The following is a 13,904-nucleotide window of genomic DNA, read 5'->3' on the forward strand; positions in this document are numbered from 1 at the left end:
CCAGAACCGAGGATGTGAGCATGATCCCTTCCAGCTACCCCGACGCCACCGAAATCGCCCGCCTGACCGCGCGGATGCTTTTGGAAATCAAGGCGGTGCATTTCAACGCGCGCGAACCATTTACGCTGGCATCCGGACTGCCCAGCCCGACCTATATCGACTGCCGCAAGCTGATCTCCTACCCGCGTATCCGATCGACACTGATGGATTTCCTGACCGTCACCGTGATGCGGAACGCGGGTTTCGAGGAGTTCGACAACGTCGCGGGCGGCGAGACCGCAGGCATTCCCTTTGCCGCTTTTGTGGCCGAGCGCATGGCTTTGTCGATGACGTATGTGCGGAAAAAGCCGAAGGGTTATGGCCGCAATGCTCGGATCGAAGGCGCGATGAGCGAAGGCGAACGCGTGCTTCTGGTTGAGGATCTGACCACCGATGGCGGCTCGAAACTCAGTTTTGTCGATGCCATCCGCGATACCGGCGCCACCTGCGGGCATACGGCGGTGATCTTCTATTACGGCATCTTCCCCGAGACCGAGAAGACGCTGGGCGATCACGGCGTGCAACTGCATCACCTGTGCACCTGGTGGGACGTGCTGGCCGAGGCCAAGGCGCAGGGTGCATTCGATCAGGAAACTCTGGATGGTGTCGAGGTCTTCCTGAATGACCCACGCGCCTGGCAGGAAGCACGCAAAGGTTGACCCAACGAAAGCCGTAAACTGGACTGAGACGCTTGTCGTTCGCCAAGCGTCACGCCCACAACATGTTGACGTGGCGCACCCTCATCCTTCAATATGATAGGGCGGCGAGATATGCACAGCATATCCCCAGAAAACATACAATTTGCGCCGACTCAGGGCGCTCCGCTATGGACTTTGTCCCAAGGGACGGTGAGAGCAGCAATGAACGAGATCAGCAATATCGAGCAGGCTCCGGCCCAGATCCAGAATGCCGACACGATGCCCCACTCGGTGGAGGCGGAGCAGCAGCTTCTGGGGGCCATACTGACAAACAACGATCTATACGATCGGGTGGCCCAGATCATCGGGCCGGAGCATTTCTACGACCCGGTGCATTCCCGCATCTGGGAGGTGGCCGCAGCGCGCATCGCCAAGAACGCGCTGGCCTCACCCGTCACGCTCAAATCCTTCATGGCCGAGGATGAGGGGCTGAAAGAACTGGGCGGGGCGGCCTATCTGGTCAACCTCGCCGGGGCCTCGATTTCCGCTTTTGCCATCCGCGACTATGCGCAGATGATCTATGATCTGGCCATCCGGCGCGAGTTGATCCGGCTGGGCCGCGACATCTCGGATAAGGCGGCACGGGTCGATGTGGCCTCGGAACCCAAGGAGCAGATCGTCGAGGCCGAGCAGCAGCTCTATCAGCTCTCTGAGCAGGGACAAACCGAACAGGGCTTCCAATCCTTCCTGAAGGCGGTCACCGAGGCGGTCAACGTCACCAACGAAGCCTACCAGCGCGGCGGCGGCATGGCGGGAATTTCCACCGGGCTGGCCGATCTCGACAAGCAGCTGGGCGGCCTGCATCCGTCGGACCTGATCATTCTGGCCGGGCGCCCGTCGATGGGAAAAACCTCGCTGGCGACCAACATCGCCTTCAACGTGGCCAAATCCTACAAGCGCGGGCAGAAACCGGACGGCTCCGAAGGCGCGGTCGATGGCGGCGTCGTGGGGTTCTTCTCTCTGGAGATGAGCGCCGAGCAACTGGCAGGCCGGGTGCTGGCCGAAGCCTCGGAGATTTCCTCCCACAAGATCCGACAGGGCGACATGACGGAATCCGAATTCCGCCGTTTCGTCAACGCCGCCAAGGAGTTGGAGGCCTGCCCCCTCTTCATCGACGACACCCCCGCCCTGCCGATCTCTCAGCTCGCCGCCCGTGCGCGGCGGCTGAAACGGACCCATGGATTGGACCTGCTGGTGATCGACTACCTGCAGCTTTGCCGGGGCATGGCGGACAACCGGGTGAACGAGATCGCCGAGATTTCCATGGGGATGAAAGCGATCGCCAAAGAGCTGAACATCCCTGTCGTCGCGCTCTCGCAGCTCAGCCGTCAGGTAGAAAACCGGGACGACAAGCGGCCGCAACTCAGCGACCTCAGGGAATCAGGCTCGATCGAGCAGGATGCCGACGTGGTGATGTTCGTGTTCCGCGAGGAATACTACAAGGAACGCGAAAAGCCCGGCGATCATGAGTTGGAAAAGATGGAAGATTGGAAGACTGCGATGGAGCAGTTGCACGGCAAGGCCGAGGTCATCGTGGGCAAGCAACGCCACGGCCCCATCGGCACGGTCGAGCTCTCCTTCGAGGCGCAGTTCACCCGCTTTGGCAATCTTGTCAAACCCTGGCAACAGGGCGGCGAGATTGAAGGGTACTAGGGCACTGGCCGGGACCACTACACAAGCTTCGAGTGAACCTCAGGCACAAAGGTCTGATCATCAATTGGCGGCCTGACATACCCCCGCTGCGGCGGGCGTTCTTCCAGCACCACTTTTGAACGTTCGATTTCCTCATAAGGTATCAGTGACAGAAGATGGCTGATGCAATTCAGCCGGGCGTGTTTCTTCACATCGGAATTCACCACATACCAAGGTGCCTGCTTGATGTCGGTGTGTGAGAACATGTCGTCTTTGGCCTTGGAATAATCCACCCAGCGCTTCCTGCTTTCCAGATCCATCGGGCTGAGTTTCCACTGTTTGGTGGGATCGGTGAGCCGCTTCTGAAACCGGCGTTCCTGCTCTTCGTCGCTGACTGAGAACCAGTATTTGATCAGTTGAATGCCCGCGCGGACCAGCATCCGCTCGAATTCCGGGCAACTGCGCATGAACTCCTTGTATTCTTCATCGGTGCAAAACCCCATCACGCGCTCGACGCCGGCTCGGTTGTACCATGAGCGGTCGAAAATGATGATCTCGCCAGCGGCTGGCAGATGCGCGACATATCTCTGAAAGTACCATTGCGACTTTTCCCGCTCGGTCGGTGCCGGAAGCGCGACGACCTGGCAGATTCGAGGGTTCATGGCCTCGGTGATGCGCTTGATGGTGCCGCCCTTGCCCGCCGCATCCCGCCCCTCAAAGACGATGGCAACCCGGTGGCCCGTGTTCTTGACCCATTCCTGGAGCTTTACCAATTCGATCTGAAGCCGGGCGAGTTCTGCCTCATATGCCTTGTTCGAGATTTTCTTCATTTGGGCCTCCCGCGGGGTTTGAAAATCGCATCGTGGGTCACCGGGCCATCGACAGACGACGAAACGGTAGTTCTGCGCGGCTGCCCGGATCGAATTCAGTGCAGCTGCCGATTTGTGACTCTTTAGCACGTTGAGTCCCAAGGGGTTAAGCGCCCAAACCTGACCTGCGACCAATTCAACCAGGCAAAGCTCTGCAGCCCGCGCGCAACACCCTTGACGCGCCGCGCGTCTCGCGCCACTGATCGGGCATGACACGGAACCTCTCCCCTTTGCCGCGCCGCATGATCCTGGCGCGTCATTACGGCCACCGCCGGAAACGTTTTGCGGGTTAGCGCGGGGCGCCTTTCTTGCCCCTGACCTTCCCGTAAACGAACGAGAGTCCCATGACCGAATTCACAGAAATCCCCGTCATCCGGCTGGGTGACCGCCCCGATGCCGAGATCGCAACCGAGTTTCGTGCCGCATACGGCACCACCGGCTTTGGCTATATCGAAGACCACGGCGTCGATCCGGCACTGGTCGAGGGCGTGTTCGATGCCTCGCGCCGGTTCCACGCGCTGCCACTGGCCGAGAAGATGGCCATCGCCGTCGACCGCACCCATCGCGGTTATATCCCGATCAACACTTCCACGGATGTAAACTCGACCCTCGCCGATGTGACCAAGCCCAACCAGTCCGCCAGCTTCATGATGATGCGCGAGGACGTGGCGGCGGATCCGGATGTTTACCTTTCGGGCCCCAATCGCTGGCCCGACCTGCCGGGCTTTCGCGAGACGCTTGAGGCCTATACCGCGGCCATGTCCGAGTTGGGACTGAGACTGATGAAGATCGCCATGCAAGCGGTTGAGATCACTGATTTCTCTGCACTCGAAGCGTTCGGAATACCGACCACGTGGCTGCGTCTGCTACATTACCCTCCGCAACCGCAGGCCAGTCCGGATGACCTCTATGGCTCGGCCCCGCACACGGATTTCGGCTGTCTTACCCTGCTGGCGCAGGACGATGTGGGCGGGCTGCAGGTAAAGACCCCAGGGGGAGCGTGGGTGGATGTACCGAAGCGCCCCGGCAGTTTCGTGGTCAATGTGGGCGACATGCTGCACCGGATGAGCAACGGAAGGCTCCTGTCCACCCCGCACCGCGTCATCAACCGCTCAGGCCGTGAGCGGTATAGTTGCCCGTTTTTCTACGATCCGCATGTGAACACCGTGATTGAGCCGCTCCCGGGAACAGGAAGCCCACAGTTCCCACCGCTGCTTTTCGCCGATTTCCTACGCGGCGAGCTTGAAGCGGCCTATGACGCCCATAAACCCACGCAGGGTTAGGGCAATTCCCCCTTGACCTGCCGCGCGCCGATGTCATGAACGGGGCCATGAGTAGTGCACGACTGACCATCGATCTGACCGCGCTCGCCGACAACTGGCGGGCGCTTGACGCAAAAACGGGTGTCGAGACCGCCGCCGTGGTCAAGGCGGATGCCTATGGCTTGGGCGTGGAGCCCGCTGCCAAGGCCTTGGCCGGGGCGGGCGCCCGTACCTTCTTTGTTGCGGTGGCAGAAGAAGGCGCAGCCGTGCGCCGCGCCGTGGGGCCCGGTCCGATGATCGGCGTGTTCTCGGGCCATATGCAGGGCGACACCGAATTGCTGCGCGATCACGATCTGGTGCCGATGCTGAACTCGGGCGAGCAGTTGCTGCGCCACTTCGAGGCACTCCCGGATCATCGCTTTGGCATCCAGCTCGACAGCGGCATGAACCGTCTGGGCATTGAGCCTGTCGACTGGATTGCGCTGCGTGACATCGCGCTTGGCAAGAAACCGGTTCTGATCATGTCGCATCTGGCCTGCGCCGATGAGCCTGATCACCGGATGAACCAGCGTCAGCTGCGCAATTTCAAGGAAATCACCGACGGCATTCAGGTCCCCCGCTCGCTGGCCGCCACCGGGGGCCTGCTGCTCGGGCCGGAGTATCACTTCGACCTCTGCCGCCCTGGCGTCGGCCTTTATGGCGGTCTGCCTTTTGCCGAGGCACGCCCCGTTATCACCGTCGATCTGCCGGTCATTCAGGTACGCGACGTCGCCGCGGGTGAAACCGTGGGCTATGGCAACACCTGGACCGCGCGCCGGGCCTCACGCATCGCCACCGTGTCAGCCGGATATGCCGACGGGCTGCAGCGCGCTATCGGCGGTGGCATCGACGCGTTCGCCAATGGTCAGCCATGCCCGATGGTGGGCCGGGTCTCGATGGACCTGATCACCGTGGACGTCACGGACGTGCAAGATATCCCCGACAGTCTGCGCATCCTCAACGGGCATCAGACCGTGGACGATCTGGCCGAGGCCGCAGGCACCATCGGATACGAGATCCTCACCTCGCTCGGCTCGCGCTATACCCGGGACTACGTGGCATGACCCCTGCCCGCCTTCTGGCCCGGATCGGCCGTGTAGTTCTGACCGTGCTGGCCGCCTTTGGCCGCGTGGCCCTGTTCGGCCTCGATGCGTTGTCGCATATCTTTCGCCCGCCCTATTACCCGCGCGAGTTCTTCTGGGCGCTGCTGAACATCGGCTGGCTGTCACTGCCGGTCGTCGGCCTGACCGCCATCTTCACCGGCGGCGCGCTGGCGCTGCAGATCTATGCCGGCGGCGCCCGCTTCAATGCCGAGGCCGTGGTGCCGCAGATCGTTGCCATCGGCATGGTGCGCGAGCTGGGCCCGGTGCTGGTGGGTCTGATGATCGCAGCGCGCGTGACTTCATCCATTGCTGCCGAGATCGCCACCATGAAAGTGACCGAGCAGATCGACGCGCTGGTCACGCTCTCGACCCATCCGATGAAATACCTGACCGCGCCCCGTGTGCTGGCCGCGCTGGTCACGGTGCCGGTGCTGGTGGGCGTGGGCGACATCATCGGCATCGCCGGAGGCTATACGGTTGCCACGCAGAATCTGGGTTTCAACTCAGCGGCTTACCTGAAGAACACCGTGGATTTCCTGGAGCTCCGTGACATCGTCTCGTCCCTGGTCAAGGGCGCCGCCTTCGGCGTCATCGCCGCCATCATGGGCTGCTATTACGGCATGAATTCGGGCCGCGGCGCGCAGGGCGTGGGCCGCGCCACCAAAGGCTCGGTCGAGGCCGCAGCCGTGCTGATCCTGGCCGCCAACTTCGTTCTGACAGGGGTGTTTTTCTCGCTATGATCCGGATGGAGAACGTGCACAAGACCTTTGGCGACAACCACGTGCTGCAGGGCCTGAACCTCGAGATCCCCAAGGGCTCGTCCATGGTCATCATCGGCGGGTCGGGCACCGGCAAATCGGTGGCGCTGAAATGCATCCTCGGGCTGATCGCGCCCGATAGCGGCAAGATCTATGTGGACGGCAAGGACGCCTCAACCGGCGACCGGGATGCGTTTCTGGCCAGGTTCGGGATGCTGTTTCAGGGCGGCGCGCTGTTCGACTCGCTGCCCGTCTGGCAGAACGTGGCCTTCCGCCTGCTGCGCGGCTCGCTGAAACGCCCTGCAGACGAGGCGCGCGAGATCGCCATCGAGAAACTCCGCCGCGTGGGCCTGCGCGCCAAGGTGGCCGACCTCTACCCCTCGGAACTGTCGGGTGGCATGCAAAAACGCGTGGGTCTGGCCCGCGCCATCGCCGCCGAGCCCGAGATCATCTTTTTCGACGAACCCACCACCGGTCTGGACCCAATCATGTCCGGCGTCATCAACGACCTGATCCGCGAGATCGTGGTCGAGATGGGGGCAACCGCGATGACCATCACTCACGACATGAGCTCGGTCCGCGCGATTGCCGACAACGTGGCGATGCTGCATGACGGCGTGATCCAGTGGACCGGACCGGTAAGCCAGATGGACGCCTCGGGCGATCCCTATCTGGAGCAGTTCATCACCGGCAGCGCCGAGGGGCCGATTGAGGCGGTGCGGTGAACGCCACGATGCTAGCTCTTATGCTGGCCAGCCCTTTCGGGGCTGCCGTTTCGACAATGGCGACCGGTTGGAAGTTGCGGCGGGTTACACCCCTTCGACTCACCGGAACCTCTCTTATCGCGTTGCCGTTTTTTGTTTGCGCCTGGATTCTCTTTTCTTTCTTTCTGCCCGGCGCTTCGCCGGCCTGGCTCACACAAAGTTGGATACCTGTCCTGCCGATAATCCTGAGTTGGTCCGCCATCATAGGGCTTCTCATCCGCGCTTTGGTCAAGGGTACCGCACCGGTTTTGGCAGCCATCTCCATAGTTTTGACGCTGGTCACAGCATATGTGGTTTTCGGCGTGCTGTACTTGGGATAATCCGTGCGGCCTTCCGCCGCCCCGCCTGGCATCAACGCGATACCTCAGTAAAAGCATCCACAGCATAGTCGTCGAACTTTGTGTAACCTATCGCGCGCCCAAATCGTTGCGCACAGCCCCCAAACCCCCTACCTCTTGGCCCATGTCCCTCCGCCTCGCCACCCTCTCCCTGCTAATCCTCTACCCCATCGCGTGGTTCGCCCCCCTGATGCGCGCGGGTCTCCTGCCGATCTTCGGCCTCAGCGAAATCAGCGTCATCACCGGCCTGCAGTCGCTCTGGCGCTCGGACGTGTTCCTCGCCCTCGTGGTCACCGCCTTTGCCCTCTTCGCGCCCTATCTCAAAACCATCGGTCTGGCGCTGGTGCAGTGGCAACTTCTCGACCCGCGTGTGCAACCCGTCCTGCACATCCTTGGCAAGCTCGCCATGGCCGATATCTTCCTCATTGCACTCTACATCACGCTGGCCAAAGGCATTTCCTATGCCACGATCGAGACCGCCTGGGGCCTTTATCTCTTCACCGGCTGCATTCTGGTCTCATTCCTGCTGGGGCACCTGACTGAAACAAAGATGAAACAACATATGATTGATTAAAAACGATAATTTATGCTATCATCGGGACATTCGAGCAGCAAAGTTTATTTCGAGTTTGGATCCGTTGCGGATCGTCCTGATTGGTTCATGGCTCTCCCACCCGGGTCCGGCACACGTCCGGTTTCGAAAGGAGAGGGTTTTTATGACCGCCCTTCACACAGTTACTTATCACTTACACACTTGGTTTTTCCGCCTGACCTTTGCTCTCATCTGCGTTGCCGCCCTACTGTCTGTGACCGCCACTTTACTGGCCGCTGTTGACGTCTGGCCGTGGCTCTCGGTTCAGGCCGGGCTTGGCGACACGCTGCATCCACAGGCGGGCATGATCGCGCAGATCGCACTCACGGCCCTGATCCTGATGCTGGCCTTCTACCTGCCCGCAAATGCCCGCATCATGGCGCTTGAGCACACGCATCGCAGCTTTGCGCTCGGGATGCAGGACGTGGTGCAAGCCTACGAGATCGCCCATCGCGCAGACCGTGGTGAGCAATTTCAACTTGCCTCCGAGTTCGACGCGGTCAAGGAACGGCTAGCCTTTCTCAGCCAGCATCCCGACCTGGGCGATCTAGAACCCGGCGTGCTGGAACTGGCCGCGCAGATGAGTCAGGTCAGCCATGAAATCGCCGAGGTCTATTCCGAGACCAAGGTCGAGCGCGCTCGAACCTTTCTGCGGCAGCGGCAGGAGGAGATGGCGCTGTTCACAGAACGGTTAGAAGAGGCCAAGATCATCATGCACGAGCTGCGGCAATGGACCCGCGATGTCGAGATCGAAGAGGCCATCGCCAAATCCCATCTCGCCCGGTTGCGCGATGAGCTTTTCGAACTGCTGCCCGAGCTTTCGGCCCAGCTCCGCTCGCCGCCCGACGGCAGCGATCCCTCGGCCGCCAGCGTCATCGCCATGCAACCGCCCCGCGCCGCGGAGTAGGCGCCAAGGCCCGTCAGGGCCGCCCGGCCGCGACGAGGGCCCGCCGGGCCTGAGGAGAGGCCGAGCCACCGGTGGCGATGAATGCCCGCAAGGGCTTGAAGAGCCGCCCCGCCTCGGGCACCAAGGGCGCCATGACAAAGACGAAATCCTTCTCCTGCTCCGCCTGCGGGGCCGCCCATGCCCGCTGGACCGGACGCTGCGACGGCTGCGGCGCATGGAACACCATCGTGCAAGAGGCGCCGCTCTCGGCAGGCCCCGCCTCGAAATCGCTGGGCACCCGGCGCGGGCAGGCCATCGCACTGTCCGATCTGGCCACCGAAGAAGCGCCGCCGCCCCGCACGCTCTGTGGCGTGGCCGAACTGGACCGGGTGCTGGGCGGTGGGCTGGTACCCGCCTCGGCGATCCTCGTGGGCGGTGATCCGGGGATCGGCAAATCCACCCTGCTGTTGCAAGCCGCCGCTCGCTTCGCCCGCGCCGGGCTCAAGACGATCTACGTTTCCGGCGAAGAGGCCAGCGCGCAGGTGCGCATGCGCGCCCGGCGGCTGGGGCTGGCAGATGCACCGGTGCAACTGGCCGCCGAGACCAATCTGCGCGACATCCTCACCACGCTCGAGGCCGAAAAACCCGGCCTGGCCATCATCGATTCGATTCAAACCATGTGGGCCGACAATGTGGACAGCGCTCCGGGTTCGGTCAGCCAGGTCCGCGCCGCCGCGCATGAGTTGACGTCCTTTGCCAAGCGCCAGGGTGTCTCGATCATCATGGTGGGCCATGTCACCAAGGAGGGCCAGATCGCAGGCCCTCGTGTGGTCGAGCACATGGTCGACACCGTACTCTATTTCGAAGGCGAGCGCGGTCATCAGTTCCGCATCCTGCGCGCCGTCAAGAACCGCTTTGGCCCGGCGGACGAGATCGGCGTGTTCGAGATGACCGGCGCAGGGCTGGCCGAGGTCACCAATCCTTCTGCCCTGTTCCTCTCCGAACGCGGCGCGCCCAGCCCGGGCTCGGCGGTCTTTGCCGGGATCGAGGGGACAAGGCCGGTGCTTGTCGAGTTGCAGGCGCTGGTCGCCCCGTCGCCCCATTCACAGCCCCGCCGCACCGTGGTGGGTTGGGATGGCGGACGGTTGGCGATGATCCTTGCGGTACTCGAGGCGCGATGCGGCATCCCCTTTGCCGGGCTCGATGTCTATCTGAACGTGGCCGGCGGCCTGAAAATCTCGGAACCCGCCGCCGATCTGGCCGTTGCAGCCGCACTGCTGAGTGCGCGCGAAGACGCCGCCCTGCCCGCCGATTGTGTGGTTTTTGGCGAGATTTCCCTCTCAGGCGCGCTCAGACCCGCCTCACAGACCGAAAACAGGTTGAAAGAGGCGCAAAAACTTGGTTTCACAGCCGCGATTGCTCCGGCGGGTGGCAAAACCGGCACTGTTGCAGGACTGACACTGACCCGGCCCGGTGATTTGACCGGCTTTGTTGGCGAAACGTTCGGGGCAGGTTAGGATCGCGCCCAAAAAGGGCAGAGGAAAGAACAGGCGAGGGCCATGGAAGGTTTCACCATTATTGACGGGGTCGTTGCCCTGATCATCGTTTTATCGGCGCTTCTGGCGTATTCGCGGGGCATCGTGCGCGAGACCATGGCGATCCTCGGCTGGGTCGGCGCCGCCATCCTTGCCTTCATCTTCGCCCCGCAGGCGATGCCGCTGATCCGCGAGGTTCCGGTTGTTGGCGAATTCCTCAGAGACAGTTGCGAGTTGTCGGTGATCACCTCATTTGCCGCCGTCTTTGCGCTGGCGCTGATCGTGGTCAGCGTCTTTACCCCGCTGTTTTCCTCGCTGGTGCAGCGTTCGGCCCTTGGTGGTCTGGATCAGGCGCTTGGGTTCTTCTTCGGCGTGGCGCGCGGCATCCTGCTGGTGGCGATCGCCTTCTTTGTCTACGACACCGTGATGACCGGCCAGAACTTTACCATCGTGGACGAAAGCCGCTCGGCGCTGGTTTTTGCCCAGATGAGCGACAAGATCGAGGAACAGAACCCCGAACAGGCGCTGGGTTGGGTCACGCAGCAATACGAGGATCTGGTGGGCACCTGCGCCCAGTGATCCCGGATACACCTCGAACAAGCACATGCCCGGCCTCTGGTCCGGGCATTTTCTTTGACCGGACGCGTGACCGGAAAACCGCAGCCCGCCTGCGGCAAAACGCGATTGTGATCCTTTGATGACAGCAGCGGTCTGAGGCATTATGTGGGGGCCAGACCTGCAATGGAATCGGAGCTGCCTGCCTTGCAAAGCCCGCAGATGCCCCTCGCCCACCCTTTTGACGACGACAAACTCCGCGAGGAATGCGGGATATTCGGTGTCAACGGCGTCAAAGATGCCGCAACTTTCGTCGCACTCGGGCTGCACGCCCTGCAACATCGGGGACAGGAGGCCGGCGGCATCGTCAGCCATGACCCCGAGCAAGGGTTCAACAACGCCCGCCGCTTCGGTTATGTGCGCGACAACTTCACCTCGGCCAATATCATGAAGACCCTGCCGGGGCCGCTGGCCATCGGCCATGTGCGCTATTCCACGGCAGGCTCCAAGGGCCAGACGGCGATCCGCGACGTGCAGCCGTTTTTTGGCGAATTCTCAATGGGCGGCGCGGCGATTGCCCACAATGGCAACATCACCAATGCCAACTCACTGCGGCGCGAACTGATCGAGCGCGGCTCGATCTTTCAAAGCTCATCGGACAGCGAATGCATCATCCATCTGATGGCCCGCTCCCTGCAGCGCAACATCCCCGAGCGGATGGAGGACGCGCTGCGCCGGGTCGAGGGCGCGTTTTCGGTCGTGGCCATGACCCGTACCAAGCTCATCGGCGTGCGCGATCCGCTGGGCGTGCGCCCACTGGTGCTGGGCAGGATCGGCGAAGGCTGGTGCCTGTCCTCTGAAACCTGCGCGCTCGATATCATCGGCGCCGAGTTCATCCGCGAGATCGAGCCGGGCGAGATGGTGGTCATCACCAAGGACGGGAATGTCGAGAGCCATTTCCCCTTCCGCCCCCAACCGTCGAAGTTCTGCATCTTCGAGCACGTGTATTTCTCACGCCCCGACTCGATCCTGGGCGGGCGCTCGGTCTATGAGACACGCGAGGCCATCGGGCGTGAGCTGGCCAAGGAAAGCCCGGTCGAGGCCGATCTGGTTTGCCCTGTGCCAGACAGCGGCACGCCTGCGGCCATCGGCTATTCCCTGGAGTCGGGCATTCCCTACGCCATGGGGATCATCCGCAACCAGTATATGGGCCGGACCTTCATCGAGCCGACCGAGCAGATCCGCAACATGGGCGTGCGGCTGAAACTGAATGTGAACCGGGCGCTGATTCAGGGAAAACGGGTCATTCTGGTGGACGACTCGGTGGTGCGCGGAACCACCAGCCGCAAGATCAAGGAGATGATCCTGGATGCAGGCGCCAAGGAGGTGCATTTCCGCATCGCATCGCCCCCCACCGCATGGCCCTGCTTCTATGGCGTCGACACGCCGAAACGTGAAAAGCTGCTGGCTGCGACCATGACCGAGCAGGAGATGACCGAACACTTGGCGGTCGACAGCCTGAAATTCATATCGCTCGACGGGCTCTACCGTGCCGTGGGCGAATCGCAGGGACGCGACAAAGGCTGCCCGCAATATTGCGATGCGTGCTTCTCGGGCGAGTACCCGGTGACGCCGGCCGATATGGTCGAACAAGGCTTCAAAATGCAACCTGCGGCGGAATAACCAAGCAGGAACAATGCGATCCAGGCAAAGGGGCCGTTCGGCCCTTTTTTCATAGCGCAAAACGACGTGGCGGCATGGTTTCGCCTTTGTGATCCACCGCCCCTTTTCCATCCTCGGGGCGTTTGATACCAGCGCGGCAACCACTCATCAAAGGGGTTCGGGTTTTGCCCGGACCGCACATCATGTCGAATTCGAAAGTCAAGGGCGCGGCCACGCAGAAGGGCGCGCTGAGCAGGAATGCCGTGTCGGTTCTGGGCGTGTTCGGCCCGGCCAGCGATCTGCGCGCGCTGATGCGCCTGTCGAGCGGGCGGGTGAAAGAGGTCAAGCCGGGCAGCCGGGTGGCCTCGGGTACCGTCGTGGCCATCGACAAGACCGGAGTTTTGCTGCGACAAAGCGGCCAGACCCGCCGGATCGACATCCCCGGAAGCTGATCGCGGCTTGACGGGCCGGGCGCGCGGGTTCAAACCGCGCCCATGACCGATCAGACTAAACTCGCCCTCATCACCGGTGCTTCGCGCGGCCTGGGCGCTGCGCTGGCCGAGGCTCTGGCCCCAACCCACCACATCGTCGCTGTCGCCCGCACCACCGGCGCACTGGAAGAGCTGGATGACCGTATCCGGGCCAAAGGCGGGGCCGCCACGCTGGCGCCCATGGACATCACCGAGCCCGCAGCCATGGCAACACTGTGCCGGGGCATCCATGATCGCTGGGGCAAGTTGGACCTTTGGCTGCACACCGCGATCCACACCGCGCCGCTGACCCCTGCCCCTTCGGTCGATCCCAAGGACTGGACCAAGTCGGTGGCGGTGAATGCCACCGCAACCTCAGTACTGATCCCTTACGTGGCACCACTGCTGGGCACAGAGGGTCAGGCCGTGTTCTTTGACGATCCCAAGGCGGGTGAGAAGTTCTATGGCGCCTATGGCGCCAGCAAGGCGGCGCAGATGGCGCTGGCGCGCAGCTGGGCCGCCGAGACGGTCAAGACCGGGCCGCGCGTGACTATCGTGGAACCCGTACCGATGCCCACCGCCCTGCGCGCGCGTTTCCATCCGGGCGAGGATCGGGCGGTGCTGACATCGCCAACGGATGAGGCGGCGCGCATTGTGGCGATGCTGTAAATATGGCCCGTTCCGGGCCATGCCTCCGGCGGG

The 13,904-nt window shown here is 62.4% G+C and carries 15 protein-coding genes; 14 read left to right on the forward strand and 1 reads right to left on the reverse strand.

Annotated features, from left to right (window positions below):
• Positions 1-20: 20 nt before the first annotated feature.
• Both GOX53_RS05670 and GOX53_RS05675 read left to right on the forward strand, forming a co-directional pair.
• Positions 21-698, forward strand: a complete 678-nt coding sequence (locus tag GOX53_RS05670) for an orotate phosphoribosyltransferase (protein ID WP_171174276.1) — start codon at positions 21-23, stop codon at positions 696-698.
• Between the two features lie 201 nt (positions 699-899).
• Entirely contained in the window at positions 900-2,390 is a 1,491-nt protein-coding gene (locus GOX53_RS05675) for a replicative DNA helicase (RefSeq protein WP_171174278.1), read from the forward strand.
• Between the two features lie 17 nt (positions 2,391-2,407).
• Here the strand turns inward: GOX53_RS05675 and ppk2 are convergent, their stop codons facing one another.
• On the reverse strand, positions 2,408-3,199 hold the full coding sequence (gene ppk2 / locus GOX53_RS05680) for a polyphosphate kinase 2 (protein WP_171174280.1): 792 nt from the start codon (positions 3,197-3,199) through the stop codon (positions 2,408-2,410).
• A gap of 383 nt (positions 3,200-3,582) precedes the next feature.
• On the opposite strand from ppk2, the gene GOX53_RS05685 reads away from it, so the two are divergent.
• The 12 genes from GOX53_RS05685 (at position 3,583) to GOX53_RS05740 (ending at position 13,871) form a co-directional block, all read left to right on the forward strand.
• Positions 3,583-4,521, forward strand: a complete 939-nt coding sequence (locus GOX53_RS05685) for an isopenicillin N synthase family oxygenase (protein WP_171174283.1) — start codon at positions 3,583-3,585, stop codon at positions 4,519-4,521.
• Between the two features lie 47 nt (positions 4,522-4,568).
• Positions 4,569-5,603: an alanine racemase gene (alr, locus tag GOX53_RS05690; RefSeq protein ID WP_171174285.1), complete on the forward strand. Its 1,035-nt coding sequence runs from the start codon at positions 4,569-4,571 to the stop codon at positions 5,601-5,603.
• Entirely contained in the window at positions 5,600-6,382 is a 783-nt protein-coding gene (locus GOX53_RS05695) for an ABC transporter permease (protein WP_171174287.1), read from the forward strand. The genes alr and GOX53_RS05695 overlap by 4 nt, the downstream gene beginning before the upstream one ends.
• Positions 6,379-7,125: an ABC transporter ATP-binding protein gene (locus tag GOX53_RS05700; RefSeq protein ID WP_171174289.1), complete on the forward strand. Its 747-nt coding sequence runs from the start codon at positions 6,379-6,381 to the stop codon at positions 7,123-7,125. Before GOX53_RS05695 ends, GOX53_RS05700 begins: the two co-directional genes overlap by 4 nt.
• Positions 7,122-7,484 (forward strand): hypothetical protein, encoded by a 363-nt coding sequence (locus GOX53_RS05705; RefSeq protein ID WP_171174290.1) that lies wholly within the window; start codon positions 7,122-7,124, stop codon positions 7,482-7,484. The genes GOX53_RS05700 and GOX53_RS05705 overlap by 4 nt, the downstream gene beginning before the upstream one ends.
• Positions 7,485-7,626: 142 nt before the next feature.
• Positions 7,627-8,076, forward strand: a complete 450-nt coding sequence (locus GOX53_RS05710; RefSeq protein ID WP_171174291.1) for a paraquat-inducible protein A — start codon at positions 7,627-7,629, stop codon at positions 8,074-8,076.
• A 142-nt stretch (positions 8,077-8,218) separates the two neighbouring features.
• Positions 8,219-9,001, forward strand: coding sequence for a DNA repair protein (locus GOX53_RS05715; RefSeq protein ID WP_171174292.1), 783 nt, complete (start codon positions 8,219-8,221; stop codon positions 8,999-9,001).
• A gap of 131 nt (positions 9,002-9,132) precedes the next feature.
• Entirely contained in the window at positions 9,133-10,497 is a 1,365-nt protein-coding gene (radA, locus tag GOX53_RS05720) for a DNA repair protein RadA (RefSeq protein WP_171174834.1), read from the forward strand.
• A gap of 42 nt (positions 10,498-10,539) precedes the next feature.
• Positions 10,540-11,094, forward strand: coding sequence for a CvpA family protein (locus tag GOX53_RS05725; RefSeq protein WP_171174294.1), 555 nt, complete (start codon positions 10,540-10,542; stop codon positions 11,092-11,094).
• A 198-nt stretch (positions 11,095-11,292) separates the two neighbouring features.
• Positions 11,293-12,753 carry an amidophosphoribosyltransferase gene (gene purF, locus GOX53_RS05730; protein ID WP_371810264.1) on the forward strand — a complete coding sequence of 487 codons (1,461 nt, stop codon included), beginning with the start codon at positions 11,293-11,295 and terminating at the stop codon, positions 12,751-12,753.
• Between the two features lie 182 nt (positions 12,754-12,935).
• Complete coding sequence (locus tag GOX53_RS05735) at positions 12,936-13,184, forward strand: hypothetical protein (RefSeq protein WP_171174298.1); 249 nt, start codon at positions 12,936-12,938, stop codon at positions 13,182-13,184.
• Positions 13,185-13,226: 42 nt separating this feature from the next.
• A complete protein-coding gene (locus GOX53_RS05740) occupies positions 13,227-13,871 on the forward strand; it encodes an SDR family oxidoreductase (RefSeq protein ID WP_171174299.1) in 645 nt (214 codons plus the stop codon).
• Positions 13,872-13,904: the final 33 nt, after the last annotated feature.

Origin of the sequence: Ruegeria sp. HKCCD8929 (assembly GCF_013031405.1) — a bacterium.
GTDB lineage: Bacteria > Pseudomonadota > Alphaproteobacteria > Rhodobacterales > Rhodobacteraceae > Ruegeria.

Bases quoted from the DNA above. Each gene is read 5' to 3' on its own strand.
- GOX53_RS05710 (WP_171174291.1), top strand. From the start codon at position 7,627: ATGTCCCTCCGCCTCGCCACCCTCTCCCTGCTAATCCTCTACCCCATC.
- GOX53_RS05700 (WP_171174289.1), top strand. From the start codon at position 6,379: ATGATCCGGATGGAGAACGTGCACAAGACCTTTGGCGACAACCACGTG.
- ppk2 (WP_171174280.1), bottom strand. From the start codon at position 3,199: ATGAAGAAAATCTCGAACAAGGCATATGAGGCAGAACTCGCCCGGCTT.
- GOX53_RS05695 (WP_171174287.1), top strand. From the start codon at position 5,600: ATGACCCCTGCCCGCCTTCTGGCCCGGATCGGCCGTGTAGTTCTGACC.
- GOX53_RS05675 (WP_171174278.1), top strand. From the start codon at position 900: ATGAACGAGATCAGCAATATCGAGCAGGCTCCGGCCCAGATCCAGAAT.
- GOX53_RS05735 (WP_171174298.1), top strand. From the start codon at position 12,936: ATGTCGAATTCGAAAGTCAAGGGCGCGGCCACGCAGAAGGGCGCGCTG.
- radA (WP_171174834.1), top strand. From the start codon at position 9,133: ATGACAAAGACGAAATCCTTCTCCTGCTCCGCCTGCGGGGCCGCCCAT.
- purF (WP_371810264.1), top strand. From the start codon at position 11,293: ATGCCCCTCGCCCACCCTTTTGACGACGACAAACTCCGCGAGGAATGC.
- GOX53_RS05725 (WP_171174294.1), top strand. From the start codon at position 10,540: ATGGAAGGTTTCACCATTATTGACGGGGTCGTTGCCCTGATCATCGTT.
- GOX53_RS05740 (WP_171174299.1), top strand. From the start codon at position 13,227: ATGACCGATCAGACTAAACTCGCCCTCATCACCGGTGCTTCGCGCGGC.
- alr (WP_171174285.1), top strand. From the start codon at position 4,569: ATGAGTAGTGCACGACTGACCATCGATCTGACCGCGCTCGCCGACAAC.
- GOX53_RS05670 (WP_171174276.1), top strand. From the start codon at position 21: ATGATCCCTTCCAGCTACCCCGACGCCACCGAAATCGCCCGCCTGACC.
- GOX53_RS05685 (WP_171174283.1), top strand. From the start codon at position 3,583: ATGACCGAATTCACAGAAATCCCCGTCATCCGGCTGGGTGACCGCCCC.
- GOX53_RS05715 (WP_171174292.1), top strand. From the start codon at position 8,219: ATGACCGCCCTTCACACAGTTACTTATCACTTACACACTTGGTTTTTC.